Annotated in this window: 27 protein-coding genes; 2 read left to right on the forward strand and 25 right to left on the reverse strand. The window is 56.6% G+C overall.

All coding sequences use genetic code 11. The features are described 5' to 3' along the window. Positions 1 to 285: 285 nt before the first annotated feature. A complete protein-coding gene (locus tag ACK2SD_RS07150; RefSeq protein WP_412460371.1) occupies positions 286 to 927 on the reverse strand; it encodes an SMI1/KNR4 family protein in 642 nt (213 codons plus the stop codon). A 178-nt stretch (positions 928 to 1,105) separates the two neighbouring features. Here ACK2SD_RS07150 and ACK2SD_RS07155 point away from each other — a divergent pair, with 178 nt between their 5' ends. After that, positions 1,106 to 1,762, forward strand: coding sequence for an SOS response-associated peptidase family protein (locus tag ACK2SD_RS07155; RefSeq protein ID WP_412461733.1), 657 nt, complete (start codon positions 1,106 to 1,108; stop codon positions 1,760 to 1,762). A gap of 17 nt (positions 1,763 to 1,779) precedes the next feature. Here ACK2SD_RS07155 and ACK2SD_RS07160 read toward each other — a convergent pair whose 3' ends face one another. The 13 genes from ACK2SD_RS07160 to ACK2SD_RS07220 all read right to left on the reverse strand — a co-directional run bounded on the left by ACK2SD_RS07160 (position 1,780) and on the right by ACK2SD_RS07220 (position 13,149). Further along, entirely contained in the window at positions 1,780 to 3,420 is a 1,641-nt protein-coding gene (locus ACK2SD_RS07160; protein ID WP_412461734.1) for a hypothetical protein, read from the reverse strand. An 83-nt stretch (positions 3,421 to 3,503) separates the two neighbouring features. After that, positions 3,504 to 5,753 carry an SNF2-related protein gene (locus ACK2SD_RS07165; protein ID WP_412461735.1) on the reverse strand — a complete coding sequence of 750 codons (2,250 nt, stop codon included), beginning with the start codon at positions 5,751 to 5,753 and terminating at the stop codon, positions 3,504 to 3,506. 94 nt (positions 5,754 to 5,847) lie between these two features. Further along, positions 5,848 to 7,287, reverse strand: a complete 1,440-nt coding sequence (locus ACK2SD_RS07170; protein ID WP_412461736.1) for a DUF6094 domain-containing protein — start codon at positions 7,285 to 7,287, stop codon at positions 5,848 to 5,850. A 28-nt stretch (positions 7,288 to 7,315) separates the two neighbouring features. Further along, a complete protein-coding gene (locus ACK2SD_RS07175; RefSeq protein WP_412461737.1) occupies positions 7,316 to 7,918 on the reverse strand; it encodes a hypothetical protein in 603 nt (200 codons plus the stop codon). Between the two features lie 64 nt (positions 7,919 to 7,982). After that, entirely contained in the window at positions 7,983 to 8,237 is a 255-nt protein-coding gene (locus tag ACK2SD_RS07180; RefSeq protein WP_412461738.1) for a hypothetical protein, read from the reverse strand. 92 nt (positions 8,238 to 8,329) lie between these two features. Beyond that, positions 8,330 to 8,935: a DUF3275 family protein gene (locus ACK2SD_RS07185; protein WP_412461739.1), complete on the reverse strand. Its 606-nt coding sequence runs from the start codon at positions 8,933 to 8,935 to the stop codon at positions 8,330 to 8,332. Further along, positions 8,932 to 9,408, reverse strand: coding sequence for a hypothetical protein (locus tag ACK2SD_RS07190; protein WP_412461740.1), 477 nt, complete (start codon positions 9,406 to 9,408; stop codon positions 8,932 to 8,934). The genes ACK2SD_RS07185 and ACK2SD_RS07190 overlap by 4 nt, the downstream gene beginning before the upstream one ends. A gap of 68 nt (positions 9,409 to 9,476) precedes the next feature. Then, a complete protein-coding gene (locus ACK2SD_RS07195) occupies positions 9,477 to 9,797 on the reverse strand; it encodes a hypothetical protein (RefSeq protein ID WP_412461741.1) in 321 nt (106 codons plus the stop codon). 307 nt (positions 9,798 to 10,104) lie between these two features. After that, complete coding sequence (locus tag ACK2SD_RS07200) at positions 10,105 to 10,455, reverse strand: hypothetical protein (protein ID WP_412461742.1); 351 nt, start codon at positions 10,453 to 10,455, stop codon at positions 10,105 to 10,107. Between the two features lie 377 nt (positions 10,456 to 10,832). Beyond that, the gene (locus tag ACK2SD_RS07205; RefSeq protein WP_412461743.1) at positions 10,833 to 11,381 is read right to left on the reverse strand and encodes an STY4534 family ICE replication protein; all 549 of its coding nucleotides are present in this window, start codon (positions 11,379 to 11,381) and stop codon (positions 10,833 to 10,835) included. Positions 11,382 to 11,832: 451 nt separating this feature from the next. Beyond that, entirely contained in the window at positions 11,833 to 12,009 is a 177-nt protein-coding gene (locus tag ACK2SD_RS07210) for a hypothetical protein (RefSeq protein WP_412461744.1), read from the reverse strand. 72 nt (positions 12,010 to 12,081) lie between these two features. After that, positions 12,082 to 12,435 (reverse strand): hypothetical protein, encoded by a 354-nt coding sequence (locus tag ACK2SD_RS07215; protein WP_412461745.1) that lies wholly within the window; start codon positions 12,433 to 12,435, stop codon positions 12,082 to 12,084. 330 nt (positions 12,436 to 12,765) lie between these two features. Further along, complete coding sequence (locus ACK2SD_RS07220) at positions 12,766 to 13,149, reverse strand: hypothetical protein (protein WP_412461746.1); 384 nt, start codon at positions 13,147 to 13,149, stop codon at positions 12,766 to 12,768. Positions 13,150 to 13,379: 230 nt separating this feature from the next. Here ACK2SD_RS07220 and ACK2SD_RS07225 point away from each other — a divergent pair, with 230 nt between their 5' ends. Further along, positions 13,380 to 13,817: a hypothetical protein gene (locus ACK2SD_RS07225; protein ID WP_412461747.1), complete on the forward strand. Its 438-nt coding sequence runs from the start codon at positions 13,380 to 13,382 to the stop codon at positions 13,815 to 13,817. Positions 13,818 to 14,435: 618 nt separating this feature from the next. Here ACK2SD_RS07225 and pilM read toward each other — a convergent pair. The 11 genes from pilM to ACK2SD_RS07280 all read right to left on the reverse strand — a co-directional run bounded on the left by pilM (position 14,436) and on the right by ACK2SD_RS07280 (position 25,834). Next, a complete protein-coding gene (gene pilM, locus ACK2SD_RS07230) occupies positions 14,436 to 14,876 on the reverse strand; it encodes a type IV pilus biogenesis protein PilM (RefSeq protein WP_412461748.1) in 441 nt (146 codons plus the stop codon). A 51-nt stretch (positions 14,877 to 14,927) separates the two neighbouring features. After that, the gene (locus tag ACK2SD_RS07235) at positions 14,928 to 15,617 is read right to left on the reverse strand and encodes a CatB-related O-acetyltransferase (RefSeq protein WP_412462282.1); all 690 of its coding nucleotides are present in this window, start codon (positions 15,615 to 15,617) and stop codon (positions 14,928 to 14,930) included. 136 nt (positions 15,618 to 15,753) lie between these two features. Then, positions 15,754 to 16,932, reverse strand: a complete 1,179-nt coding sequence (gene pilV / locus ACK2SD_RS07240; RefSeq protein ID WP_412461749.1) for a shufflon system plasmid conjugative transfer pilus tip adhesin PilV — start codon at positions 16,930 to 16,932, stop codon at positions 15,754 to 15,756. Then, entirely contained in the window at positions 16,922 to 17,866 is a 945-nt protein-coding gene (locus ACK2SD_RS07245) for an ATPase, T2SS/T4P/T4SS family (protein ID WP_412461750.1), read from the reverse strand. Before ACK2SD_RS07245 ends, pilV begins: the two co-directional genes overlap by 11 nt. A gap of 11 nt (positions 17,867 to 17,877) precedes the next feature. Beyond that, positions 17,878 to 18,393: a type 4 pilus major pilin gene (locus ACK2SD_RS07250; RefSeq protein ID WP_225231628.1), complete on the reverse strand. Its 516-nt coding sequence runs from the start codon at positions 18,391 to 18,393 to the stop codon at positions 17,878 to 17,880. A gap of 22 nt (positions 18,394 to 18,415) precedes the next feature. Further along, the gene (locus tag ACK2SD_RS07255; protein WP_412461751.1) at positions 18,416 to 19,582 is read right to left on the reverse strand and encodes a type II secretion system F family protein; all 1,167 of its coding nucleotides are present in this window, start codon (positions 19,580 to 19,582) and stop codon (positions 18,416 to 18,418) included. Then, entirely contained in the window at positions 19,575 to 21,113 is a 1,539-nt protein-coding gene (locus tag ACK2SD_RS07260) for a GspE/PulE family protein (RefSeq protein ID WP_412461752.1), read from the reverse strand. Before ACK2SD_RS07260 ends, ACK2SD_RS07255 begins: the two co-directional genes overlap by 8 nt. An 11-nt stretch (positions 21,114 to 21,124) precedes the next feature. Next, the gene (gene pilP, locus ACK2SD_RS07265) at positions 21,125 to 21,655 is read right to left on the reverse strand and encodes a type IV pilus biogenesis protein PilP (RefSeq protein WP_412461753.1); all 531 of its coding nucleotides are present in this window, start codon (positions 21,653 to 21,655) and stop codon (positions 21,125 to 21,127) included. After that, complete coding sequence (gene pilO2, locus ACK2SD_RS07270) at positions 21,645 to 22,970, reverse strand: type 4b pilus protein PilO2 (protein ID WP_412461754.1); 1,326 nt, start codon at positions 22,968 to 22,970, stop codon at positions 21,645 to 21,647. The genes pilP and pilO2 overlap by 11 nt, the downstream gene beginning before the upstream one ends. 12 nt (positions 22,971 to 22,982) lie before the next feature. Then, entirely contained in the window at positions 22,983 to 24,698 is a 1,716-nt protein-coding gene (locus ACK2SD_RS07275) for a PilN family type IVB pilus formation outer membrane protein (protein ID WP_412461755.1), read from the reverse strand. Next, positions 24,695 to 25,834: a TcpQ domain-containing protein gene (locus tag ACK2SD_RS07280; RefSeq protein WP_412461756.1), complete on the reverse strand. Its 1,140-nt coding sequence runs from the start codon at positions 25,832 to 25,834 to the stop codon at positions 24,695 to 24,697. Before ACK2SD_RS07280 ends, ACK2SD_RS07275 begins: the two co-directional genes overlap by 4 nt. Positions 25,835 to 26,008: the final 174 nt, after the last annotated feature.

The following is a 26,008-nucleotide window of genomic DNA, read 5'->3' on the forward strand; positions in this document are numbered from 1 at the left end:
GTCATAGACGACTGGCTGGCGCTGGGACTGAAATTGAGGTGACGTCGAATGGTATTTAGCGAGCAGCGCATCTGGCGAGCGATGGCCCAAATAGACAGGCCACGCTGATGAAGGAGTTGGCGTGCTGCGCAAAATCCAGGACGAACAGGGCCATCGCGGCGGAGCCGGAAGAACAAACGGGCGATGGCTGATGGTCATTGCCCGCAGGACCGAAAGCGCAGCGGCCAGTCTGATTGAATCGCATCAAGGCGTATTTGACGCGCGACGCCTGAGGCTTAACAGTCGTCAGTCGAAATGGTCGTCATCTTCGCCTTCGCCATCGTGATTGTCATCGTCGTAGAAGTCGTTCACGAATGGATAGTCAGCCTCTATCAACAACTCAAGATAGGCTTCAAAGCTCGGCGCGATCACCCTGTATTCGTCTGGGTCGTGGATAAAGCGAACTACTTGGCCCACGGTACCGCCAGGCGCTGGATTGAAATCGAGGAAAAGGGCCGAGGTACCGCCATTGTTGGCGCATTCGGCGAAACACAGGTAGTCGCAAATTGGCACATGAGGGTGGATGCCTGGCCCGATGGGGTTGGGCGAAATGTGTGGCGCTCCGTCATAGACCTGATGCAGCGTATCGCGCAGGTGTGGGGCGTTTGCGTACTCAAGTATCTGTTTGACCGAGCGCAAATAATACGGGCAGCCACCGAGATCTGAGCCGAGTACCAACAGGACCACCGTGCCGCCGGGGTACAGGCGGTAATGGGTGCCATCCATCTTACCCAACAGCTCAAGCAAAGCCTCAGGGCACGCGGGAAAACGCGCCAGCAGACGCTCCAGATTAGCCACCCTCGCGCCTTTGGTGATTGCCAGCTTGGTGCGCTGCACCGGAGTCGCTACCGCTGCGAAGCCGGCGAGGTAGCGTTGAACGATGGACATTTTGATTCCTTGATAAGCGTATGCTGGGCAGCGCTTACTGACCTTGCAGAGCAGTGCTGAAGGGGACTCAAGCACTCGTACGCTGGCTCCAGAAAGAAATCGGGAGCATAGCATTGGCGACCAGCTTCGCGCTTTGAATGTGGGGTTCATGGAGCGGTTACACTCGATCTACGAGAGCATGGACGACTACCTGAGGCAGTTGGCCCTCGATCTAGTAGTCATCCATGGGTATGACCATGATCGGATCAACCGGTACAACGTGGCGCCCTCTACTCGTGTGGAGTTGATAAGGCCAGTGCCGGGAGGGTTGAGCGTAGATCTAGTGAAATGGGGATGGTCGCCTTTGTGGGCGAAGGGGAAAAGGCCCGACCCGATCAATGCGCGGGCCGAAACGGTGATGACGGGAAAATTCTTCAAATCGCTTTGGCCGAATGGCCGAGCCTTGGCGCCGGCGAATGGCTGGTTCGAGTGGGTGCCTGATCCTGCGGACCCAAAGCGTAAGCAGCCCTACTACATCAAGCCAGTGGACCACTCCCCGTTGTTCTTCGCAGCCCTGGCTGAAGTCCACCCCGGTATCGAGCCAGACAAGCGCGACGGTTTCGTGATCATCACCGCAGCAGCTGACCAAGGCCTCGTCGATATACACGACCGAAAGCCCCTGGTGCTGAACCCCGAACAGGCTCGGGAGTGGATCAGTCTAGCGACCTCAAGCGAGCGCGCAGCAGAAATCGTGGAGAGCGGTTGCCGGCCGTCCACCGACTTCAAGTGGCACCCTGTCAGTAAGAAGGTGGGAGGCGCCCGTAATGAGGGGCAAGATCTGATCTTGCCAATATAACAGCCTGAAGTCGCTCTTCAAGTGTCTGACGTACTTGCGTTGTGATGACGTGTAAGACTTGTTGATATGCTATGGATGTTCTGCATTAGTTTTAGTAACGAGTATGTTTCTGAACGTCCGGATTTTTGAGAGAGAAGTGTTTGTATCGCAGGAGAATTTTCGGTCAGGATTTTGGCTATTGCCTCAGCGGGGTGCGCTTTGCTCAGTGAGTGATGGATTTTCTCTAGGTTACCGAATGTTTGAGGAGACTCAAGCTGATGTAGTAAGTCGCCGAGAGTGTATTCACTGTCTTGAATAGAGCTGCATACTTTCTCAAGAGTGCTGATTCTTACGAATAGAATTCGCGAAAATGGTATTGGTGAAGGGTACGATACCGGAGTTTTAGCCTTGGCTAAGGCGGAGGCTCCAATAAGCTTCTCAAGCGATTCAGCATCCGAGAACCCATAGTCGTCATTGACAATAATACATGAGTAGAAGGTGTAGCCTGCAAAGTCAGGGCTTTTTTCAAGTATGCCAATACATTGCTGTGATTGAGCTATACCTTTAATGTGGTTGTCTTCTAATCGCTTGGCGAGTGTTGTGGAGTCAAGAATGACTTTGACGAAATCGGTTTGCTCAACACCTTTTGATTCGACCAATAGTACGGTCTTGGTTTCGGGTGAAATTAGCATGTGGTCAACGACATTGTTGGTTTTTCCAGAGTGTCCTAGCGATCTGTATAAATCTTTTATCTGTTCCTCGGTTTTGTGCGTCACATTGGTCTGTGCTAATAACTCTCCAATGTAATCTTCAAATTTCTTGGTAAATATTTTTTTAAAGGTTGGGGATATTTCTTTTGAATCTTTAAATAGCTGAGGTAGCAAAAAGCTTGCTGATGAGAATGCGAGATTATTGGAGATGGTTCTGATGGTCATTCCTGTGTGGATGAATGGTCTTCGCTTCAGGGGTGAATCATAAAAGTAGCTTTCGAAGTCAGGGTCGTAAGTAGTGTAATTTGCAAAAAAAGCTGGCATTTCACGAGGAGAGATAGAGAATGCCTTGAAAAAATTGTAGATTTCTCTGGTTTTGATGTAGGCGTGGCAGTCAAGGATCAGGCGCCCTAGATTAATTTCAGTTGAGCCGAATTCTGAATTTGTTATCTGAGTAAGTATTAGAAACCAAATGAAGCAGTAGGTTGTGATGGAGAACCCATATTTTGCTTTCAAATAATTATTTAGGGGGTCGCAGGCAGAAAGGAGGTGAGATTGGCGCATTATATCTGCGTATGACTTAACTATGTGATGCTGTAGGGTTGATTGCTGATTGAACATCGCGCGCATAGCGATCATAGGGTTAAGATTCGACTCTAGATAGGGTATCAAGCAGTTATGCAGCCGCCATAGGCTATTTATGATTCCTACTACTTCATTGTTGTCTGGCTTTCGGTTTCCGGTCGAGTATGTGGCAGAAATTTTTATTGCTAGTATCCAAACGTGTTCAAAGTCAAAGCTAACGTCGTTATTTTTTTTAATTTTAGATATTTTTGTTAAACATGTTTTTATGAAGAATTCTCGATCAACTCCTCGGATTTTTTTTATGATTTTAGTCGACCGTTTGGTATAAAGCGCTTGAGCTGTTTCTTTTGCTGTGGGTTTGTGCTTTTTTTTGGGGGTACTCATTAGACACGTCCTGTTGTGATGCGTAATCCCGGGGTAAGGCCAGCGTGAATGATACTAAAATGCCGCCCGAAGGCGGCAATGAATCATGCGGCTATGAGTTGACGTGCCAGTGCCATCTCGACGGAGTCCCCATCTTGGTTGAGAGAGTCGAGTCCAGATTCCGGTACATCTCCCGAAGTACTCTGCGCCACTGCGATCTTCCTGGCCATCAACTGCAGGCAGGTGATCTGCGAGCTTCCGGCGTAGCCGAAGAACACTACTCGGACCGGGTGTTTCTGTCCGATCCGCCACGACCGCCGCGCGGCCTGCTGTAGGGTGTACACGTTGTACCCGGTCTGCAGGAACGCGATGGTTGGGAAGTCCAGCAGGTCCAGCCCGGTCTTAACCAGCTCCGGGTTGGTGAGCAGCACGTCGACACCACGGTCGACCTGGTCGAGGATCCAGTCCTCGCGCCGAGCCGTTTCAACCGTGGCCCGCAGTACCGCAACGCGAAGGCCTGCCTGCTCGAGGACCTTCTTCAGCCTGGATGTGGTGTCGCGCGTCCCGCTGTAGACGGTATATGCAAGGACCTTGCGGCTTTTCGCTTTCTCCTCGAGGCAAAGGTTCAGCAGCGCCTGCTCCTTGGGCATCAGTTCATGGTCGCCGAAGAGCGCCGGCACAAAGGCCAGCGTGTCTCGAGTACGCGGATGTTTGACCATCTCCGATCGGAAGCAGCAGTCCGGCCAGGCCAGTAGCACGTTGAGCACCACTCCCAGAAGAGTGGTGTCTCTCCGGGCCAGGGCCTGGCGGAGCTCAGCGGTCAACGTGGCCGCCAAGCGCTGGTAGGCCGAGGCCTGCTCCGGTGCCATGGGCACGTCGATGAACTCCTCCTGGTAGCTGGGCAGCACGTTGCCACCGATATCCTTGAGCTTCAGGAATACGGTAAATGGCAGCACGAACCGGTGGATGCCTTTAGGGCCGAAGCCTGGGGCCTTCACGGTGCGTACCGACAGCTTCTTGCCCTTGGCAGTCTTGTGCGAATCGCCATCGCGCTCGGTGTAGATGTCCTTGAGGACTCCGTGATCGCGCATGAACGACATGGCTGCAGGAGCCATACTGCCGCGTGCGTTGGGTCGGTAGCCGTCTTCGATCATGCGCTGGGTGAGAATGCGGAACAGGAGGTAGAACAGGTCGTCGGCGTAGCCGCCCATCAAGGTCCCGGTGAGAAGCACGGTTTTACGCGCCTTCGCGGCCAACACCCCCATGGCCTGGCCCTGGGCCGAACCGCTGTTCTTGTATTCATGCCCTTCGTCGACAACCAGCAGGTCGAAGAAACCATCGGGTAGGTAGCGCTTGATGAACTCTGTCGGCTGGTAGCCGCCTTCGCCGAATCCAAACTCGATGTTGGCCATCGCCCGCTCCATGCGCTTGGCCTGACGGTCGCTGAAGACGAAGTTGCCTTTCGCGTCCATCAAGTTGATGAACTCTGAGACGTTGTCGACCAGCATCGAGGCCAGGAAGTCCTCGCCGAAGTCGTTCAGCAGCCGTTCCGCCCGGACCGGGCCGATCGTTGGTATCCGGCACATCGACTTCAGGATTGTCGAGCGTCGGTCCCCACCATCAGCTTTGCCTGGGCGCATAAGCGTCCAGAGGGCAGCGTTGCAGGCACTGCAGTTGCGACGGCGATCACCGCGCTCGAACTCTTCCACGGTGACCAGGTTGCCTTCCAGGTCCTCGATGACCTGGCCACAATCTGGACATGCCGCCAGCCGCTGGCCACCTGCAGTACGCCGCTTCCAGCAGGCGAGTCGCCAGTGGAAACCCATCCGCATCCTGACGCGGCCGAGGATGAAGAACTCCGGCCGGCCGTCATAGGTTTGCTCTGCCTGGTCACGCAGCTTAAGCAGCTTGACCAACGTGTCCGGGCCGTTGAGCACCCAGACGCGGGCGCCTGGTGTGGTCTCCAGGATCTCGCGCCGCCACTTGTAGACCAGGTGGGGTGGTGAGATGACGAGGGTTCGACGGTAGCCTGCCGCGTGGAGCACGGCAGCGACTGCGATGGCCATCATCGTCTTCCCGGTACCCATCTCGGCGTTGATGATCGCAGCTTGCTCGCTGCGATCGAGCAGAAGCGCCGTTATGGCTTGGACAACCTCAGCTTGCGCCACGAATGGAGTGCGCTTGAGACTTCCCATCACGGCCTGGCGCTGTTCGTTAATGCTGCCGGTATAAACCGGAGGGTTGGAGCGGTTGAGCGACTCCAGTAGCTCATCGCCGAATTCGTCGATGAAATCCGTCAGGTTGATATTCAGTGGGGAGTTGGCCGAGGCGGCTGCTTGGGTCAGTGCGTTCATGTGCATCTCCTGGGATAGCAGGGCATGCACAAACCCCAGCGGGTATGGGCATACCCTATGGGTCGGTGTGGGGTTGTCGCCGTTGCGGCGTGGGTCAGTAGTCGCTGGGAAGCAGCAGGGTGGTGGAGCTGCGGTCGGCTTCGGTGATGATCCAGAGCGTAGACTCGTCGCCGGCGTCGATGTCATAGCCTGAGAACAAACGGTCTCCGTGGGTGAGCGCAAGCTGATTGGAGGCCCGATCATCATCGCACAGCTCACCCCAGTCGCCAGCAAGATGGCGTTTCAGCGAGGTAGTAGGGTTGAGCTGCCCGGTTTCGACCAGATGGCTGACAGCGGCGGTCATCATGATCTGCCCCGGGTTGAACAGCGGCGTTGCAACTGACTGATCGGTTGCAGGCGCTTCGTCGTTGCTCGCCGGTGAGGAACTGATGATCAGCACCTTGCCGTAGTTCACCGAGGAAGGTGTCATTTCCCAGGCGCGGATGATCGGAATGAACCGGTCGGTGAGGATCCTGACTTCTGAGACGTTGCCTTTCTCGTCCTCGGTGAATTCGGTCTTGCGCACCTTGTCCTTGTAGGTATCACCCTTCACGACCAAGACGCGCCCCGACTTCGAACGTACAACACCGGAGATTGCGCCGGCGGCCAGGGCCAGGGCGAGGTGCCAGCGAGAAAGCTCGCGGACAGGGGCTCGGGGTTGAAGGCCGGCCTGACCGAAATGCAAGTTGAAGTCGGGCCAGAGGCCTCGCAGCCGCAGAATCTCGGAGGCGAATTGCTCCGGCTCCAGGGTAATGCGGTAGAAGTGCTCCAGCTCGCTGGCAACTGACGGAATGAGGTACGGCTCCCATGGCCAGGTGGCAGGGATCTCCTCGGCCAGTTGCTGCCCAGCGCCGATCGCCTGCAGGCGGGATCTCACCTGGTTGGTGGTGGCCCGAGCCAGGTCTTGCCGGCGTACGCGAATGCCGAAGATCACCACCTGTTTGAAGGTGGGGTCTGCAGCACCGTATACACGCAGTTCGGCGAAGTGGTTGCTCAGCCATCCTGTGAACTCGTCGTCCAGCACGTAGTGAGGAACGATGAGCGCCATGACGCCGCCGTACTGCAGAAGCGGGAGGCAGCGTTGATAAAAGGCTTTCTCCAAGCGCCGGCGGCCGCTGCCTTGGTACTGGGACGCACCGGAGTGATCCGCGACCAGGTCACCGTAGGGTGGGTTGAGCCAGAGCAAGCCGAACGACTGGCGGCTGATCAAGGTGTCGAAGAGGTCGCTGTGCAGCACCCGGTCGAGCAGGCCACGCGCGTGATCCGCGCGTTCGAGATCGTACTCGACGGCGAACGCTTGGACCTGGTCGCGGCCTAAGAGATGAGCCGCTTCAGCAAGGGCAACACCCTCGCCGGCACAGGGGTCGCAGATCCTCATCCTGCCCGAAGTGGCGGGAGTGAGTGCCTGCAGCGTGCGTTCAAGAGTTATTTCATCGGTGGGGTAGTAGCCGTTGCGGGCAAAGTTGCGCGCCAGGCGCGGAAACATGAGGGCCATAGAGTGTCCTTTGAGTTGGTGGATGAGCTCAGGCAGGCACCTGAGCTTCAGTGGTGAGTACGCCCTGGCGGATCAGCTCTCCGAGAGTAGGCTCGAGCACCTCGAGCTTCATGGCGAGTCGCCAGGCGCAGACATTGCCGATCGCTCCAGGGAGGGCGATCAGCATCTGGTGCTGGGTGAGTACCTCAATCACGGGCTCGCGCCAGTGGGAGAGAAGGGGGAGTGGGCAGGTCTCGATCACCAGCGGCCAGAGTCGATGGTGTGGAGCTTCATTGCGCTCCAGGAGGGCGAAAGCGAAGTGATTGGCTTGGTCGGGAACAGAGGCGCGTCGATCGAACAGCCAGAGGTGCAACATGCTGCCGAACAACGTCCCGCGGAATTGCCGTGTGGTGCGCTTTTCCAGCAGGTCCAGGTTCGGGAAGACGGGAATGCTCCGCCCGTCGACGAGAATGTGAAACTGCTCAAGGCCATTCTCTTCCCGGCCAAGTGTGAGCCTGGCCAGAAACTCCTGCAGTGCGGTGTCACGACCCCAGGCCGAGATGAACACCAGGTTGCGCTGTTCGTCGCACACACAGGCGTCGACGTACAGGTCCGGGCATTCCTCGATCTTAAACAAGGGGGATGGGTGCATGATGGCCTCCATTGTGGAGGCGTCCGTCCCAAAGGGCGGAAACGCCCCCGGGGTGGTCTGGTGGTTAATTGAAGGTCCTGGTGAGCGGATCGAAAGCCACACTGTCGTGTTGGTGCAGCGGGCCGTGACCCTCGAGGAATATTTGGATCCGGTACTGGTCTCTGAGACGTATAGCAGCCTCAGCCTGGTCCAGTGTGAGGTCCAACTCTTCGATGAAGAAGTCGACGAGCTCCTCGTCAGTCGACACCTCGTTGTTGGACAGCTGGTCCTCAATGTTGGCGAGGGTTTGTTTGCTCAAGTGGCTGAACATGGCGTTCATGGTGGTGCTCCAGGTAGATAAATGGAGCCCCCGAGGAGGCCCCTCAGGGTGTGTGGTTCAGGTTGACTGCGTCAGTGCTCTGGCAGGGCGCTTTAAGGCGAAGCCCTGGTCCAGGTTTGAGTTTTGAAGTCCATGGTAAAACCGAGCTGGTCCAGCCGCGTGCACTGGGCGCGCAGCCGTTGTCGGTCTACGGTGGTGTCGAGCCTCACGGTTTCGCTCAATGGCCAAACCGTGCCAAATAGCTCGGCATCGATGTCGTTCGTGCTCGGTGGCTCCGATGGACTCATCCCGAAGGGCTCATCCGAGGCGAAGGCATCAGTTTGGGGTTGTCGCGCCGGCGTAATTGGAGTCCGACGTGGCGGTATCGGTGTGGGTGGTGGCCCGTCCTCCTCAAGAGGGTCAGGGACGTTGGTTGGCAGGTGTTCTTCGTCTTCGCGACTGAGACCTGTGACATCCTCCAGGGTCATGCCCTCGAGTTCAGCCCTGATCTCAACAACGAGTCGACCGCCGTGTGAGTAATACGATGGGCGAATCTGCTTGATCGCGAAATCACCTCGGTATTTACCCTCCTGGTACTGATCCAGAAGAGCATCCTTGATGGTGAACTCACCGATCGAGGTACTGAGGCGGCCGACGTTGAATAGCCCGAGTCGGCCGGAGATGGTGCGGATGGCCAACTGGCCGGTAGTTGAGATCATGTGCGCTCCCCGTAAAGCATGGGGAACACCCAGCGGGCGTTCCCCGCGAGAGTGGAAGGTGGCCAGCAGTCGAACAGCGGCAGACCGTCGAGAACGTTGCTGTTGGGGTCGATGACCAGGAACCTCACTTCAGCCTGAGCGGCAAGAGTGAGCACTCGGATGGTCTCCTCACTGAAGCCCTCGGTGGCTTGCAGAGCTTGAAGTGTCGACAGTTCGTACCTCCAGTACTGTCCAAGATGTTGGTCGGTCCAGGGCGTACTGAGAAGTTTGAAGCCGATGGCGTCACTGTCGGGCAGGGTGAAGCACTCGAACTGAAGCAGAGCTGTATCAGCAGTTTCAACGAGTGCCTGCAGCTCCTCCCAGTCCTCCTCGGGCAAGTGTGCAGATGCGATCTCGAACGCTTGGCTGCAGCAGGGATGAGGTACAGGGTGATCGCCGGTAGCGATGTTGAAGGGGTTGGGTGATTGTGCCATGTGGCGTGCTCCTGGTTGAGAGGAACCCACCCCAGAGGGTGACCCCTCTGGGTGATTAACTGGCTGTTTCAGGCGGAGTCTGCAGTGGGCTGCAGCTGGATCTGGATGTAGGCAGGCTCGTTCTCGGGGGTGACGACTCGCAAAGCGAGGGCAACCCACTCACGATGGCGGCCAGTATGGCGCTTTGTATACACGCCGAAGGTAATAGCCTTGGCCAGAGGTTGCTGCTTGAGTTCTTGCCACGCCGTTTGTACGACGGTGGCGAGGCGTTGGCTCATTTCGGCTACCCGGTCAGGGTTTTCGAGATAGACCGCACGCATCCACGCAGCGTTGTCCAGGACAACCGGAAGGGTGAGGTATGCCTCGGACGAGGCGGATGGTATGGACATCAGAGGTCTCCAGAATGAGCGAGGCCTCAGTCCGCGAGGGATGAGATCCCCGCGGGTAGGTAAAGTAGAAGGCACTCCATCACTGAGTGATGTGATCGCGCTGCCGAGTGCTAGGCGATCTTGGGTGGGTTGGCGCAGCGCGCTGGAGCCTTAAACCCTGGCTCCGGGAGGCACTGTCAACGACAGTGAACCAAAACAGAATTCGTTGGATGGGCTGTCGGCAGAGGCCACGGGGCGCCCGTTTTTGTACTTAAAGTCCACCCGAAGGAATACCCTTCGGGGTGGAGGACAGGTGGAACATAATGGGTCAGAATAAACCTTCGTTGATCTCTTTCCGGAGGGCAGCAGCAGTTTCCTGTGCTGCAAGGTAGTTCTCCATATTGAGCTGGAAGCCTTGTCGTGCTGCTTCACGCTCGAACAACTTGTTGTGAGGAAAGGTCAGTGCTGCGTATGCATTGCGTAGCGTACAGAGCAGGTTCATCTCGTAAAGTACGTGGAGTTGGCCAAATCGTTCCAGAGCAAGGTCCGAACTCGCCTTGATTAAATCAGCGAATCGCCGCTCGAGTACGTCTACGCGGATGAAGGCTCCGGTAACTCGTTTCTCGAAAGGATTGGTGATGAACATGACGCCGTTGAAGGCTTGAGTGGCTTGGGACATGGTGATTCTCCGATGAGGGGCCACCAGCCCGCTCGGGTGATGTACCCGATTAGGTTTGAAGTGCTAGGCCGCCCTAAGGGCGGCATTAGAGGTAGGTTACTGTGTGAAAACTCGAATGTTAAATTCGTGGGCCATATACTGTTGATTCATCAGTTCGAATGAAACAGTGCGCTGGCTTACGAAAATGGTCTGGAGCAGGTTTTACGCAAGCTTGAGCAAGTGCTTGCTCGTCAGCTTTGTGTTGTTCAGTAGCTCTGAATGTTTGTACAACAATCGTTATGAAAACAGCGAGAACGACGATAGTTAGGAGAAGGGGCTTGTGCTGGGTCATGGATGGTTCCAAAAGTAAAGGCGCCTTTTGGGCGCCTTGAAATGGATTATGCAGCTTCGTTGGCTGGCTTTTGGGACTCCGGTCCGAAGTCAGGCAGCTGTTCATTGGCAAACTGTTCGGCTACAGGAAGTTCCTGTTCAACAGGTAGCTTTGCCGCAGGGTGACCAAGGTCGTCTGCTGTGGTGTCAGTAGTCTTCGGTTTAGCCTCGTAAACCAGCTTGCCGTCGACCTTGATCCAGCCGATGAAGAGCAGTCTAGCTTTGAGGCTTGCGCCGGCTTGACCTTTCTTCTCGCCTTTCTCATAGGTGAATGCATCAGCCCACATGTCGCCGATACGGAAGGAGACCAGCACCTTCTTACCGGCTTCAACAGCCGGCTGGCAGCGCTTGATAAGCGTCTCAGCATCGGCGCCGACCGCGTTGCAGTCAATGTAGGTGTATTCGGCGTTATCTGTCGAACCACGAAGGGCTGCAACAGTTACCGCCCAGAAGGGTTTGCCTTTACCACGAGGCTTCACTTCGCGGATGCGGTTAAGATAACCGATACCAGTGGCGTGAAAATCGAAGAATTTGGCTTCGTTAGATTGATTGCTCATTGTATTTCTCCAGTTTCAATAGCGAAAGCGGAGAAACACTTCGCCCAGGTGGGGAAAGTATTCCCCGCGTGGGTTGGATGGTATTGCAAGTTAGGAGGGCTTCCATCAATCCGAAGATTGACCAATCGCTCTACCGGAAGCTTGGCGATTTTGGGTTGATCAACACCTGGAGGGGTGTGGCAGTCTCTCAGATCATGACTACTCGGGCTTGGGGTGCTGACGACGTCAGCAGCTCACAGGCTCAAGAATGGAAACGGCGGAATACTTTGTCAAGCTCTTGAACAAAAAACCCTCCAAAAGGAGGGTTTGAATGGGAATAAACGCTCAATGCACTCGCAGAAGCTTTTGGCATTGGCGTTTGACATTGGGCCAATCTGCCCAAACCGTCATACCCAAGCAGAGTATGAGCAGGGATGTCAGCATAACAATACCGAATGTGGTCTGGCTCATGTCAGTCCTCCGGTGTGAGGTAAATACCTGCTAACCAGATTACAGCACCTACGGCCAAGGCGAAAGTGGTAAGCAATCGATTGCTGCTCAGAAAAATGCCCACGAGGGCGGCGGCAACGGCTGTGGTGCCGATCTTGCGAAGGTCGTCCGCTACGGCGGCGCGCTTTTGGGATGCCATGGCTTTCCTTAGATCGCCAGGCCCTCACCCTGCCAGGTGGGGTGCCTGGCACAGGGTGGGAGGGGAGAAGGGTTAGATCACCGCGACTGGGACTATTAGATCGTCCAAGGAGCCCATACGCAGCTCTGGTGCTTTGCGCTGGGCCGACTTGCGCTTACGGACGCGCCGCTTAGTCGGTGGTACAGGTTTGGTGTTGGCATCGAACCACTGGTTCAGATCAACGCCGCGGCGTGCGAGGGTGGGAATGCGGCAAAGCTCATCCCAGTCGTTTCGGGTAGGCGATATGTTCGCGAAACGAGCAACAGGCTGGGTCTGGGCTGGGACAGGCGGAGTTGTTCGTTTCATGGAGCGCAGGAACTCTCTGGTGAGGGTGCCGAGCGCGTAGCCCAAACGGAAGCCGGTCGTTGGTGCGGACATTGCGGTCATGGTGTTTCTCCTGCGGTTTGAAATGCGGAGAAACACTGATCCCAGGGGAAGTGATTCCCCACTGGGTTTGCGGAAGGAGCTTCTATCGACGGTTTGTCGATCGGTCGTGCTACCAGAAGCTGAACGACCTTGGGGGGATCACACATCGAATGATGTGCTGCCGCATTACAGATCCGGGCGGCATAGGGCATGTTGCTGACGACGTCAGCAGATCACACACCAATAATCGAAGCAGAGGAGGCTTGTGTCAAGCTGGCAGTACGAAACAACGAGCCCAGGGCTGGCCTGGAAAAGTAGTCGTCTCGGCCGCCAATCCTCGGTGCCGATACTTTAGTCGAGCAGATCCAGCAAGTCGGCTGGGGAATTGCAGTCAGGAGAAAGCAATGCTTGCCGCACTTTCTCGTAAGCGCGCGCAGCCTCTTCGTAAGGCGTGTGACTATCGTTATAAGTCCAGCCTGCCTTGTGCAGAGCGGCACGTTTAAGTTTGTCGCCCGCTCCCCAGCCCTCCCAGCCTTCCCAAGCGGGTTGGGATCTCAGTACACCTAGGTCGCGGCCAAGCTTTTCGAAAAAGCCTTGGTTCTTCTGCATTTCGTTTTTGGCGAGTGACGCAACCTCTCCGTTAATCAAGATGTGAGTTGGGATCGCTCCCTCAATGCGAACAAAGTCATACGGTTCAACTTCGTCGCGGAGTCGGAGCTTTTCAATCGAATTCATGTTGTGGTCCTTTTTTGAGAGGGCAGACACGCTGCGCTTTATAGTTGGATACATGCTAGAGAACAAGCCTGGAAGCCTGGCTCTTATATAAATCTACCCCATGCCTGTCAGAGTTGGAAATAGTTTTTGTTCGGGATCAATAGCGGTGAGTTGACGCTGTTCACGAGTTTGTTATATTTCCCTGGATTTACAGGGTATGGCATTCGTTTTGCGAGGGGATTTAAAGGCTAATGAAGGATATTTTGGATTGGTTTTCCAAGGTTAATAGCAGGTCATTGCTTATGGCTTTTGGTGCGCTGACGCTGTTGAGCATTTTCCCTGATTCATCGCCGTTGGCCGACCCATTCTCTGTTGCTGCACTCGCGTTGCCGGCCGCAGTGGGGGTGTCGCATCTGATGGTGTTATTTTGGATAGTCTTTATAGGTCGCCTGAATCTAGGGTTGCGCGATGGTGATTGGGCTAACATGGGGGTTCTGATCGGAGGATCAGGTTTGGCTTATTGCCTATGCATTTTACTTTGGTATGTCTCGCACACCCCTGACCCTCTCGATATCAAAATCCTTGGTACGGCTGATTTCGTTCGTTTCGTTACGCTATATCTCTTGTCAGTCGTGACAATGAGGGTGCCTCGATATCCCGCTGCAGCGAGGTGCCATGAATTCGATTAGGGATTTAGGGTCGGGGAAAGTATTCCGGCTGGAGATCACCTCCAGCCGTGATGAGAAAAGGATGTAGAAGGAGCCACCTGTGGGGAGATCGTCGATCCCTGGGCATTGATCGTCTCGATTCTCATCACCTGGCCATTCTCGTGGCTTTGGCCAGCAAACGTGAGGCACGCATCCGCGCACAAAAGGAGCCCGGCTTATCGCCGGCGGGCCACCGGCAGGGGGAGAAGTACCCATTGGGTAGCCTGATGGACCTCGCTTGAAGTCCATCAGGCTACCCAAAGGGAAAGAAAAGAGTGGGGCCACATCACCAGTGTGGCCCTTGGAGCTAAGAAGCACCGAATCTTCTGAGACTCTGTATGCCTTTGAACTCGATCATCACGAGTTAGACGGCTGCGCGACTAGAGAGAGCAGGGAGGCAAAGGGAGAATCACAACCAGATCCGCACGCCCTTCCCGGAGCTATAGCGTGCTTACGGTTTGGTGTTGAGGCGAACCGCAACACCTGGGCGCTACTGATGACCGTCAGTAGCCAGCGGGGTTGAACCAAAACTGATGTCATTATGGGTTGTACCATGGCCGAGATGCAAGGCTCGTAGGTACGTTCCCAAGGTGTCAACGGTCAATGCACCGCAACGACTGCCCCCTCCGGGACTGGCGCTGGAACAGCTATCGCCATGTTCCCCCCCTTAGGCGAGAACAGCTGACCAGACCTCTTCACACCAACAGTTGTCGACTCAGTCCGTTCGGTCAGTGCGGAAAGGAGCCCGGCAGGAACCGTTCCGGCGATGTAGGTGTAGGACACTCCACCGACGACGTAGGTGGCGATCCCGCTCTGCTTAATGAACCAGTGAGGAAGATTCAACAATGCGTCGGACGGTGCTCCCGTGAACCCAGGATTGGCCCGGGCATACTCAGCGGCGGCTGAGCGATAGATCATCATACCTCGGCTGAGAGCATCGACTGCAGCCTGGTCGGAAGTGACGTCGTCGGTGTGATGCACCTGGGTGAAGATGCCTCCTGCTACGATCAGCAGGGTCATGGCGATCCAGTAGATGTACATGACGATATCCTAATTAAAGATTATCATCGGGCTACAGTTCACTAGGGGTTGTTACTGTGCCCTACGATTCGCAATACGTAGTCTTGAGTATCGCCCTAAGGGTAGTGAGGGGCTGCCATCAATTGCCTTGAGAAACTGCTCTGCATTGTTGAGAGGAAGGCTTCTGAGGTATTCAATATCGAAATTCCACCATTTGCTTTGGAGCAGTCGCTCAATTACTTCAGAGCTGTGGCGGTATTTTATTATTTTAGCTGGATTTCCACCGACAATTGCGTAGGGAGGCACATTTTTGGTCACAACGGCCCGCGTCGCAATAATTGCCCCCGTGCCTATCTCAACACCTTCTAACACAGTAGCGCCATGTCCGATCCAGACGTCATGTCCTACCGTTGCCCAGGAAAGATTTGGGGAGTAGGACAAGTCCCCTGTCTCATACTGGAATGGATGCGTGCTCACCCAGTCAGTGGGATGCGTGTGCTTTTCCTGGCCTAAAGTGCATTCAGATCCAATAGAGCAAAAACGGCCAATCTCAGAAATCACAGATAGTTTGGTCCCGCTCCTAATGTACGAGTGAGCACCAATTGTGATTGCAGGGGACTCGACTCTGATATGCCCGAGACTGACTCCCTCTTCAATGGTTGCGCAGGCACGAGAACTGAAGGAATTAGAGCCTCCGGCAGCTTTTCCCCCCATTTTTCGGAACGCGTTCTTGAATTTTTTTTCTTTGAGTATCTTGAGCATATCTCTGATCGCATCACGACTGTTGAAGGTGATTTTAGCAAGTCTACTTGACGCCAGAAAGCTTTTTCCCTGCGCCCTAATGATGAGGGTTCGGACAGGTCGCATTAATTTTGCTAATCCTGCCATCCTGTTTATTTCACCTAGTGCAGACTCCAACCCCGTAGTAACGGTCCGCAAAATAGCTACTGTTTTGTCCATAAACGCCTGAAGATGATTGGAGAGTGTAACCGCTGGGGCATACGGGGACGCAACTAAGCCAGTTGTTCATAACACAGTTGACGACGAGAAAATCTGCAGCGCCGGCAGATTTCCAGACGAAGGATTGGCAAGAAGGCGTTAGGCATTGGCAAGTGAGCGGCGCCCCGAGGGCGGTTTTGGACTGGACACCGATCTTTGGACATGCTTGGCCATCGACCGCCGTGCTCTCAATATCGAGGTATTCCCCAACTGTCACACGTCCGTCTGCCTGCAGCGTGCCGCCGCGGATTTTCCCGCCGCTCAACAGGCCCTTGTCGTTTAGAACCCTGATCCAGTCTGCATCGGACTGGTAGATGCCTCCGCCCCACTTCTCGTTCACCCAGCCGGTGTCGTTCTGACTTCTGAACCAACCGTCCTTACTGGTGATGTCGTTCGTCGCAGTGATCGCCCTGGCATTATTAATGTCGTTGCCACCCATATCGATGGCAGTGTTCATGCGGTTGTACTCAGGATGACCTGGCACAGCGTTGCGATAGAGGTAGTCGTTGGCCAGGTCTCCGTCCATCAGGAACAGAGCGCTCGCGGTGTGGCCCTGTCCTGGGTTGATGCCGTAGTTACTGAGGGCGACTTCCCAGCCGCCGCGCACGCCCTGGATCACCCCGGGCTTGAGCACTGAAATGAAGCCGCCTGGTCCACCCAGGTGTTCAGCGATCGTACGAATGCCCAGCTCCGGAATGACTTGGCCACCGGTGGTGATCACGATCGCCTCGAGCTGGTTAGCGTTCAGGCGCCTGGCCAAGCCAACAACGGTCTGGCCGAAGCCATTAGTCGAGCTGAAGCCCGCCGGCAGATATTTCGTGTTCTGCATCATGTCCACGGTGACCTGGACTGGCGTGGTCGGCCCAGCGTTGGTCAGTACCACGGAGTAGTTGTCTTTCAGATACTTCGCAAAAGCGTCGGCGACGGTCCGCTGGTGTTCGGCGGCGATGCGATAGTCCTGCTGGTTACTGAAGCTGAACATCCACCAGCCCGCGAGAGAGAGCATGATAGCCAGCACCATCAGACCGAACAGTGCGTCGATGGTGAAAAAGCCGGCCTGGCTGCGTTTACTGACCATGCCAGAGACTCCTGTTTGATTGGGCGACGATGTCCTGCTCGATCATCTGGAGGTGTCCGTTGCGGATCTTCTCCCGGATGGACGGGGCGTCATCCTGGGACAGAGACAGGCATTGGAGAGTGAGTCGTGGCTGACCGTGGTCGGGACGGTAGAGTGCCTGGTGGATCACTGCCGTAAGCCCCTGTGAGAGAACCTCGAGGGCGTTCGGCATAACCGGTTCTGCCAGGACTGCTAGGCGCTTTATTCCGTTGGAGACGTCGCGGCCATGCCCCGTCGAAAAAATCAGATGCCCGTTGATTGAGGCTTTAATCACCTCCACTGCAGTGGGTGTATCTCGGACTTCGCCGACCAGGATGAGGTCGGCTCTAGTACGCAGGGCTCGTATCAGCGTTTCTGAGTAACCTCCCTGGGCCCGGGAGACTGGTAGCTGAATGCAGCGTCCCGGCCCGTGCTCCCCCTGCAGGAGCGTTTCTGGCGGATCCTCAACCGTGAGTCCGAGCCCCCCCAGAGAGGTCAGGCGGGCCTTGACTGCCGAAGCGGCAGTGCTGGTCTTTCCGGCGCCCATCTCTCCGACGACGTACATCAGCCCTCTGGTGTGTTCATTCAAGAGGCAATCGTGGATATGGTCCGGTAGCCCAAGATCGTCGAGCGAAAGGATGGTTGCCCGAGAGCGGTTCAGTACAAAAAAGGGCTTCGCAAAGACGTCGAGTATGTACGTCACCCGTAAGAGCACTCGCTCTTTCAGAACTAGAGCAAACTCGGGCTCGCGGGTTGTCTCGAACTGACGCAAGCACTGGGCCTTGAGGTCCAGGATCTCGGATGCCCACTCAGCAGGAACAGGTATCTTGCGGGGCTGGCCTGCCAGCCCCTTTACGTCTGCGAAATCGTGCCCGAGGTAGAGATCCACGAAATCAGCATCTGCAATCAAGCTCACTCTGGCCGCCTCTAGTAAGTGGTCCAGGAAATCGAGTTCGAATCGTTGGAGCAGCTTGTCGTCGCAGAAGCGGGCAGAACTTCACCGCTCGACGCCGTGCCCCCGTTGATGCTGGTGGTGGTCTGTTTGTCTTTACTGATCTTGGTTGCCAGCGTGATACAGGCGGCCTTCGGCACATTGTTCTCCGTGATGGTGAAGCTCATACCGGCGCTCACCAACGTCACCGCGCCGTTCCACTGGTTCGTCAGAGTACTTCCGGAAACGCCCATCGAGCCGGTCCCGTCGATGGCAATCAGCGACGGTACGAGGTTGGTGCCAGAGGCGCCGTAGCCGGACGATCCTTTCAGCTTTTTGGTGTTGGCAATGATCGAAGTGATGTTGCTCTGCTCGATCGCCGCGTCGGAGTTGCCGAGCATCTTGTAGCCCATCCAGGCAATGAAACCCAAGGCGATCGTGACTAGCATGATCCACATCACGCCGTCGACGGACAGGAAACCGCGTTGTTTGTGGGGGGTAGAAAGTGCCATGTTATGCCTCTGTGGTGTGTGCTTAGCGTTGAATTGAATCCATCAGGCCCACGGCCAGTTGGAAAATACCGACCATCACGAAAATCATGAGCAACCCCATGAAAACTGCGGAGAGCGCAGTGAGGGACTTGGAGATGGCCTCCACTCGCTTGAGCATTTGCTCAAGCCAGCGGTTGGCGAATCGCTCCATCGACTTCGCGAAGCCTTGGCGCGTGGCCAGGACCTGCAGAAAGTGGATGGCCATCTCATCTGGGAACTGGTGCCCAGCAAGCTTGAGAGCGGTACCGAAATCTTTACCCGAGCTGACGCCGTAATGGATGGCGTCAATCCGCTCTCGGAGCCAGGGAGAGGCGCTCCGACTCAGGATGTTTAAGGCGCTCAATTGGCCTACGCCGGCGCGGAGCATGACCGACATGTTCAGCAGGAAGATCGAACCGTGCAGGACCTTGTAGATCGACCAAGGGGGGATGCTTTCGAGTCGTAATCTCGCCGTTTGCAAGAAGAGGCTCAGTTGTGTTTTCCAGACTGGGCTGTTGGGTTTAACTTGCAACCCACAGAAGTAGGGAAGGGTCACGAATGACGCGATGATCAGCGTCAGCATGACCGTCACGAACAGTAGCCCATAGTTCGTGACCAGGTTGGAAAGGCCATACAAGACCCCAGGAATCCCGGTCCAAGTTTCGGGATTTTGTCGCTGAGCCATCGACGGCACCATCCAGGTGGCGATGACATACAGGAGCGCACCCATGAGGGTCCAGGTGATTGCGGGAAGTGCTACCACCGAGATGACCAGGCGGGCGATGCGCTGACGGGCCTCGATCAGCCGTACGCAATCGTGGAAAGCTTCCACCAGGTTGCCGGTTTTCTCCCCAGTGTCCACCAAGGAGGCTTCGTCATAGGGGAGATGGCTTCTGCAAGCTTCTGCCAGAGATTTGCCTCCGCGCACGAGCATGGCCACCTGACCACAAACGATCGACACGGGGTGCAGCTCTTTGCCGTCGTTGCTGAATGCCTTGGCGACAGTTTCCAGCGCTTCTTCGATCGGGATCCCGTCCTCAAGAACCCCCATGAGACTCTCATAGAACTGCACCCGCTCGTTCTTGCCAAACTGCTTGGCGTAGAAGGTCACGACCCAGCCTTGAGCTGCCTCGCGTAAACCTGTCCAGAACCCTTGGAGCAGCTCAAGCATGGGAGAGCTCCAGCAACTGTCGATCAAAGTCGAGTGGCCCCGCAATGGTCTCTGCATGGCGCGGATCGATCGAGCCTGCAGCAATCTTCATGATCGCGTGGCTGATCTTCGTAATACCGCCCATCTCTGTGACCCAGTACCTACGCGCGGCGCTTGCGCCACGCTGGCTGAAAACATCCATGAATTGGAGGTTGGTCAGCAGCGTTTCGGCGATGACGGTGCGATCAACCACGCCCAGCCCCCTGCACTGGCTGCAGCCTTCACCGAGGAGATTGACTTGCTCGAGAATCTGCAGGTCTTTCACGCGGGCCAGCAGGCCATCGTCGATGAGATGCGTATGCTCCTTCAGCGGTACACGGCAAGCGGGGCAAAGCACCGGCAACAACGATTGATTGATGAAGCCGGTCGTCAGCGCGGGGTCGGTGACCAGGTACTGTGGTACGCCCATGTCGATGAGGCGTTGGAGCGAGGCGATCGCATTGTTGGTGTGCAAGGTCGACCAGGTCGGATGTCCCGTCATCGCGCCGCTATAGGCTGCTTTCGCAGATTCGACGTCACGGAGCTCCCCATACATCAGCACATCGGGATCCAGACGCACCGAGTTCGTAATTGCCTCGTTCCAGGTTTCACCTGGATAGATAGGGGACTGATTGGCCTTCAGTGGATATTCGGGCGGATCCTCAAGCGTGAGAATATGCCGAGTGCCACCGGTCTCGTCGTACAGCTCGTTGAGGTTTACCTGCAGCGACTTCGACTTGCCGGAGCCAGTCGGGCCGGTGATCAGGTTCAGACCGAAGGGCAGGCTACGCAGTCTTTTGAAGTCCTGAATCTGTACCGGCAGGAAGCCCAGAGCTTCGAAGGTCGTTTTGGACGTGTCGTCGTAGAGCAGCCGCATGATCATCATCGGGCCTTCGACGAGCGGCCGAGTGGCTACACGAGCCCCGTATAGTCCCAGCTCATTCACGAACTTTCGGCTGACTCGGGCGTCTTGGGAGATGTGAGGCTTGTAGTAGTCGCCCGAAACGTCGCACATGCTGTTGTACAGCGCCGCGCAGAATTCTCGCCCGACGTTGCTTTTCTCCTGACGTACTTCCTTGAGCACGCCATACAGTCGGTACTTGATCCTGGTTATGTCATGCGAAACCACGATGTGGATATCGCTTGCGCCACGTCGATGGGCATCCCCCATAAACTCAACAACCTGGGCTTGTCGCTGTGTCTCGGCCAGCTTTTTGAGATCCGTCGAGGCGGAGGTTTGATAAAGCGCTTTGATCTCTGACATCGAGGCATGCACGACCTCAAATTCGATCTCTTTGTGGTCAAGTTGGTCCATGAAGGACATGACAAATGGATCGGAGAGGTGCTGTGGGGAAATGAACAACTTCCCATCGGCAGTCAAAGCCAAGATCTGTCGAAGATCGTCTTTAATCGGGTGGGAGCCGCCTGGCGCGGTCAGCATAACGACTGGCAATGGGGCGACTGGGGAGTCAGCGGGATGGAGATCCACGGCTTCAGTGGAAAGGTTGCTCATGGCCAATAGCCTCATTGTTGCCCAGGAATCAGACCAGGAAGGCCCATCTGTGGTTGGGTCGTGCTCGCTCGGTTACCGAAAACCAGTGGGAACCGCTTCCCTTCGCGGACCAGGACAACGCCATCAAGCGTGACGTACAGAACACGAAATCCTTCCGGCAACTCACTGCCGGGCTGCGCATCGATCTCGGAGCCGCCGCTATAGAGCAACGTGGCCCGGAGCTTCTGGCCGGAGCCGCTAATCTGCTTCACCACTGGCAACGCCAGCAGGCGGATGCCGGGGGTAGTGGGTATCGAAGGTGTCGGGAATCCACCAACCTGCGGCAGCACCTGCTGCACTTGCTGCGTCTGCTGGAGGTCCGACTCGCCGGAAGCTGTGCGCTCTGCTTTGTTGCGCTCGGTTTGAGCCTTGAACAAGATGGTTTCGCTCTGCACCCTGCCCAGCTCACCGACGTCGATACCAGCAAGACCAGGCTCAGCTGCTTGTACGACGGTGATCGGCAGCCAGAGCGACAGCAGGACCAGGCTGAGCTTATTTTGCATACAGGACTCCTATGACTGACCAGATCAAGTGGTCGGCCTTGTATTCGGTCTTGATCTCCTGCAGGCGTAGCCCCTGAGTAGGGGCGCCATTGAAGGAGTCGTAAGGCAGAACGCCGGTGGTGTAGGACAGTTGATACTGTTTCCACTGAGGCGGCGGCGGTGGTGGAGGCGCGGGTTGCCCCGGTAGAGCGGGTTCCTGAGGTACTACCACCTGCATCGGTTGTAACTGCGGTTCCTGAGAGAAACTGTGGAACCAGGTGGTCAAAGCTTCGAGAGCATCACTGGCTTCGAGCAACGGATCATCACCTGCGGCGCCGACGGAAATTTCGAACCTCAGGGTGGCGGTGTTGCCTTGCTCGGCAAACTCTGGACGCATGGAGAAGTGGTTGGCGGTAGCTTTCGCCAGGCCGAGCGCGTTGCTGTTGCCATCCCGGTGATAAGTCGCCACGACCTGGGACCCGTTGCACTCGGCCTTGTCAAATGACCACCCCTGAATATTCAGGGGCAGTTGGTAGATCACCTGACTGCAAGTCTCCACGAAGTCGGTGACCGAGGGTTGCTTCGCCCAGGGGTGTTCCAGCGCTTCTATGGGTTGGTCAGTGCCCGTTTTCTTCTGCAACTCGGCCAGTTGCTCAAGGCGCTTTTTCTCAGCCGCTATGGCCGCTTGCCGCGCGACTTCAGCTTGATGGTCTTTCCACTGCGACCATGCCAGCAGCCCCCCTCCTACCAACAGAACAACCAGAAGCAGCTGAGCCAGTTCCGCTTTGGACATGCCGAACACAAGAGGGCGCAGCCGGTACTCGCGCTTGAGTCGGGACGGCTGGAGCAGCTCATCGATGTCGAGAGCTTCACCGCCCATGGAGAACTCAGGGGGGAGGAACTCTCGCTCGAATTGAATACCGCGACTGCGCTGTTGTTGCACTCGCTTGCGGACTTCAGCAGCAGTACCGATCAGGTCGCAACCGGGGATGATCCGGCCTTCGTGAACGGCAACGATGGCATAACGGTGTTGATCGGCGTCGACCGCCCAGGCGGCAATCCACGAATCTCCTAACTGGCCGGCCATCGTCGCGGCCAGTGAGTACATCCCCTTGTTGACATCCGAGGTTCGGGACACAAAGCCCGCCTGGATCATGAGAGAAGTTCTTCGGATCGCGACGATATCCAGGCTATGTTCCTGGCCGTATTGCCGCGCCTCCTTCATGTAACTCGTCATGTTGCCCAGGGGAATCCAGAGCATCCCTGTAACGAAGACGCGCCCACGGTGCTGGATGGTCTGCACCCGGCTCGACGGTTTAGGAGTGTCGGTGTTCAAGAGCGCCACCACTTACAGGTTGTCCGGGAGGACAATTGGTGTCACCAACACCACCATGGCGCTGTGGGACGTTGAGCGAGTTCGCCCGCCGCCTAAGCCAAAAAAGCTGGGACTGCCAACGCCAGATTTACGCGCGTCATCCCCGTTCTCGTCGAACCCAGTGAGAACCAGCGTCTCACCGCTGCGCAGACGGACCTTTGGTGCCACGTTCTTGGTGTCATAGTCCGTGGTCTGGACCTTGGAGTCGTTGCTCTCGAAGTCCTTGAAGATCGGCTTGCTACTGATGCTGAGGGTGATCATCAGCAGCATGTTTTCTTTGTCCAGAAGCTTGGGCAGCAACATCATGTTGAAGCCACTGGTGATTGTCGCCGGCTTCAGTGCAGTGCTGGAGCCGACCGATGCGGTGGTGGTGGTCGAGCTGGAGGCGACATAGCTTTGGACGTTTCCGATCTGGATCGGTGCCGGCTGCAGGTTCAGCGTGGTCACCGATGGCGATCGCACTTCGGAGACACGCCCCTGTTCTGACAGGGCTTGTACGACGGCTTTGGAACCTGCCCACGGAGAGCTGGACGTATCGAGAATGCTGCCGCTGGCCGAGATCGCCTCAGAGCTGATGCCGGCGACGGTGTTGCTCAGACCGAAACCCCAGTTTCCAGAGACGGACTTGTAGACAGCGCTCCAGTTAACCCCCGTCTGGTCGCTGTCGCTGAAGTTCACCTCGTAGACCTTGACATTGAACAGCACCTGGCGAGTGATGCTTCGGTTGGTCTCTTTCAGGTAGGCCGAGATTCGATTCAGCACCTCTGGCCGGTCGTTAACGGTGAGAGTGCCAGTGGAGCGAGAGAGATACAGCCGCCCTGGAGGCTGCATGCTGAGCATGGCCTTGACGTTGCTCTCGATGTCGCTCATCAGCGAGGTCTTGTACGTGGATTTGGTGCTCTGGTTGCTGCCTGATTCACCCGTGGCTCCCCCCGAAGAGTTCGAAGAGCCAGAGTCGCCGTTGCCGGTGGAGGTCAGCAGGCCTGACTTGACGGTACTTTCGATCTCCAGCTCGTCACCGAATGTCCACACGTCGAAGGTGCGGGTGTCGAAGTAAGTGATGCGCACGCCCTGCAGCTCTGGGTCGAAGTGCCACGACAGTCCCAGGCGGGATGTGGCCTGGTTCAGCAACCCCGAAACGTTGCCGTTATAGTTCAGGCCGGAGATTTGACCACCAGCGCTGAAACCGAGGTCGAACGAACTGGCGCTTCCTGGCATCGCTCCTGCGATGCCGGTTGGCATGAGACCAGCCAAACTGTCTGCATCAGGTACAGCCTGTGCGGCGCCCCGTGCTGCAGTGCCGGCAGGCTTCGAGGAGAGGATCCCGGGGTTCAAAGCGTCAGGCGCTACAATGACCTGGAGACCAGTTTCCTTGGTGATCAGCTGAGCCACATCGGTGATCGATACAGAGCCAGCAGGCCGATAGGCAATGTTACGGTCCAGGCTGAACGGAAGCCCGCGCCTGGTCACCAGCGGCTGCGTCGACACCCACGGCTTGTTGCTGAACACCACGGTTTCACGCGCCTGTTGAGGCTGCTGATTCTGGAGGTACTTGCTGTATTGCCCTGCAGTTCGCCCTTCATATTCCGAGCGGTCAAATGACTCGTTCACGCGCTGCAGCGCGCAGCTGGTCAACATTGCCATGGCGATCGGCGTCAGGGCCCAGCGTGCCCAAGCGGACTTGGTCATTTCTTTTTCCTCTCAGCTACGTGCAGAACGCTCTGCGCCCCCTCGCTGCCGTCGACCACGAAGGGACGAGGGGCGTTGTCGTAAAGTGGGAACAGCTGCTTGATGGCTTCCTGGAAAGACCCTTCGAAACGCAGCGGGGCCTCAATCGAGTAGTTGAGGTCCTCCTGTGCCCAGATCACTCGCCAGTTGGCTTTCTTGGCCCATTCCTCAACGGTCTCGCGCAACGTTGATCCAACAGCGGCCGTCCATACCAGGGGCAGCGGCCGCGGTGCAGCGATGGCTTTGACTTCGGCCACCGGTGCCGGCACTGCTGGAGAGCTGGGTGACGGGGTATGAGGCTTCGATTTGTCGAGCTGAGTAGGGGTGCTTGGCGCAGAGGCCGGAAGCGGTTTTGCTGCAGTACTGGGTGCTGCAGCCGGAAGAGAGCCATCCTTGGCAGGTGCCACTGGGGGGAGCACGGGGGTTGCTGCTGCAGGAGCTGCGACAGCGGGTGAAGATGTGGAGATTGGGGCCGGGGTAGGGACTGCCGCGACGACTACGCCTGTTGTGGAGGGGCGAGCGGTTACGAGCGGTTCAGCATGATCAGGGCCCTTGTCCGCATAGAGCTGGCTCGTCGGCGCCGGTTGGGATGGTAGTTGGTAGCCCTGGCGGAGGACGAAGCACACCTGACGGTTCACTTCATCCACTTTGACTTGCCAAGCCGGACCGGCGAGGACCTGAAGGGTGTTGCGCAGCGTCATCGGGCCGAGCTTGTACTGTGCAGCTGGCAACGGGCGGGTGTAGAGGATGTTGACGTGCTGAGCGCTCGGTGGGCAGAGGGCGTAACCAGACCGGTCCACGACGTAGAGCATGGCATCACGCACGCTCGGGTTCATGCTTGAGGGGATGGTCACGTCGATGATCTGCGCCATCAGATCGCGCTGGCTTGCATCGGGCTGGGTGCTCACCATCGTGTAGCGACCATACCGAACAACCGGTTCTTTCTCCGGGCTTGCGCCATTCGGGTAGATGTCCGGAGACAGCCATTCGGGATTGCGGCTGCTATCGAATGCCGGCTTCGGCGGCTGCTCAGCCTTCTGGGTCGCACAACCCGCAATGAATGCGGCGAGCGAGAGAGTGGTCAACTGCCTGATCATGAGGCCCCCTGTAGTCATTGAGGGCACGTTGACAGCCGAGCGTTTTCTGCGCAGTAGGAAATCAATATCACACAGAGTTTGAATTTTCGGCGCGCAGGATCGCCGACTCTAGCTTCACAGCTTGGGGTATACTGTCGTCCGGGTCTTGAGCATTAAGTCACGAGTGGCTGCTAT

Origin of the sequence: Pseudomonas sp. SC11 (genome assembly GCF_047039205.1) — a bacterium.
GTDB lineage: Bacteria > Pseudomonadota > Gammaproteobacteria > Pseudomonadales > Pseudomonadaceae > Aquipseudomonas > Aquipseudomonas boreofloridensis.

Coding starts and splice junctions, on each gene's coding strand:
- ACK2SD_RS07150 (WP_412460371.1), bottom strand. CDS start 927: ATGTCCATCGTTCAACGCTACCTCGCCGGCTTCGCAGCGGTAGCGACT.
- ACK2SD_RS07155 (WP_412461733.1), top strand. CDS start 1,106: ATGGACGACTACCTGAGGCAGTTGGCCCTCGATCTAGTAGTCATCCAT.
- ACK2SD_RS07160 (WP_412461734.1), bottom strand. CDS start 3,420: ATGAGTACCCCCAAAAAAAAGCACAAACCCACAGCAAAAGAAACAGCT.
- ACK2SD_RS07165 (WP_412461735.1), bottom strand. CDS start 5,753: ATGAACGCACTGACCCAAGCAGCCGCCTCGGCCAACTCCCCACTGAAT.
- ACK2SD_RS07170 (WP_412461736.1), bottom strand. CDS start 7,287: ATGGCCCTCATGTTTCCGCGCCTGGCGCGCAACTTTGCCCGCAACGGC.
- ACK2SD_RS07175 (WP_412461737.1), bottom strand. CDS start 7,918: ATGCACCCATCCCCCTTGTTTAAGATCGAGGAATGCCCGGACCTGTAC.
- ACK2SD_RS07180 (WP_412461738.1), bottom strand. CDS start 8,237: ATGAACGCCATGTTCAGCCACTTGAGCAAACAAACCCTCGCCAACATT.
- ACK2SD_RS07185 (WP_412461739.1), bottom strand. CDS start 8,935: ATGATCTCAACTACCGGCCAGTTGGCCATCCGCACCATCTCCGGCCGA.
- ACK2SD_RS07190 (WP_412461740.1), bottom strand. CDS start 9,408: ATGGCACAATCACCCAACCCCTTCAACATCGCTACCGGCGATCACCCT.
- ACK2SD_RS07195 (WP_412461741.1), bottom strand. CDS start 9,797: ATGTCCATACCATCCGCCTCGTCCGAGGCATACCTCACCCTTCCGGTT.
- ACK2SD_RS07200 (WP_412461742.1), bottom strand. CDS start 10,455: ATGTCCCAAGCCACTCAAGCCTTCAACGGCGTCATGTTCATCACCAAT.
- ACK2SD_RS07205 (WP_412461743.1), bottom strand. CDS start 11,381: ATGAGCAATCAATCTAACGAAGCCAAATTCTTCGATTTTCACGCCACT.
- ACK2SD_RS07210 (WP_412461744.1), bottom strand. CDS start 12,009: ATGGCATCCCAAAAGCGCGCCGCCGTAGCGGACGACCTTCGCAAGATC.
- ACK2SD_RS07215 (WP_412461745.1), bottom strand. CDS start 12,435: ATGACCGCAATGTCCGCACCAACGACCGGCTTCCGTTTGGGCTACGCG.
- ACK2SD_RS07220 (WP_412461746.1), bottom strand. CDS start 13,149: ATGAATTCGATTGAAAAGCTCCGACTCCGCGACGAAGTTGAACCGTAT.
- ACK2SD_RS07225 (WP_412461747.1), top strand. CDS start 13,380: ATGAAGGATATTTTGGATTGGTTTTCCAAGGTTAATAGCAGGTCATTG.
- pilM (WP_412461748.1), bottom strand. CDS start 14,876: ATGTACATCTACTGGATCGCCATGACCCTGCTGATCGTAGCAGGAGGC.
- ACK2SD_RS07235 (WP_412462282.1), bottom strand. CDS start 15,617: ATGCTCAAGATACTCAAAGAAAAAAAATTCAAGAACGCGTTCCGAAAA.
- pilV (WP_412461749.1), bottom strand. CDS start 16,932: ATGGTCAGTAAACGCAGCCAGGCCGGCTTTTTCACCATCGACGCACTG.
- ACK2SD_RS07250 (WP_225231628.1), bottom strand. CDS start 18,393: ATGGCACTTTCTACCCCCCACAAACAACGCGGTTTCCTGTCCGTCGAC.
- ACK2SD_RS07255 (WP_412461751.1), bottom strand. CDS start 19,582: ATGCTTGAGCTGCTCCAAGGGTTCTGGACAGGTTTACGCGAGGCAGCT.
- ACK2SD_RS07260 (WP_412461752.1), bottom strand. CDS start 21,113: ATGAGCAACCTTTCCACTGAAGCCGTGGATCTCCATCCCGCTGACTCC.
- pilP (WP_412461753.1), bottom strand. CDS start 21,655: ATGCAAAATAAGCTCAGCCTGGTCCTGCTGTCGCTCTGGCTGCCGATC.
- ACK2SD_RS07275 (WP_412461755.1), bottom strand. CDS start 24,698: ATGACCAAGTCCGCTTGGGCACGCTGGGCCCTGACGCCGATCGCCATG.
- ACK2SD_RS07280 (WP_412461756.1), bottom strand. CDS start 25,834: ATGATCAGGCAGTTGACCACTCTCTCGCTCGCCGCATTCATTGCGGGT.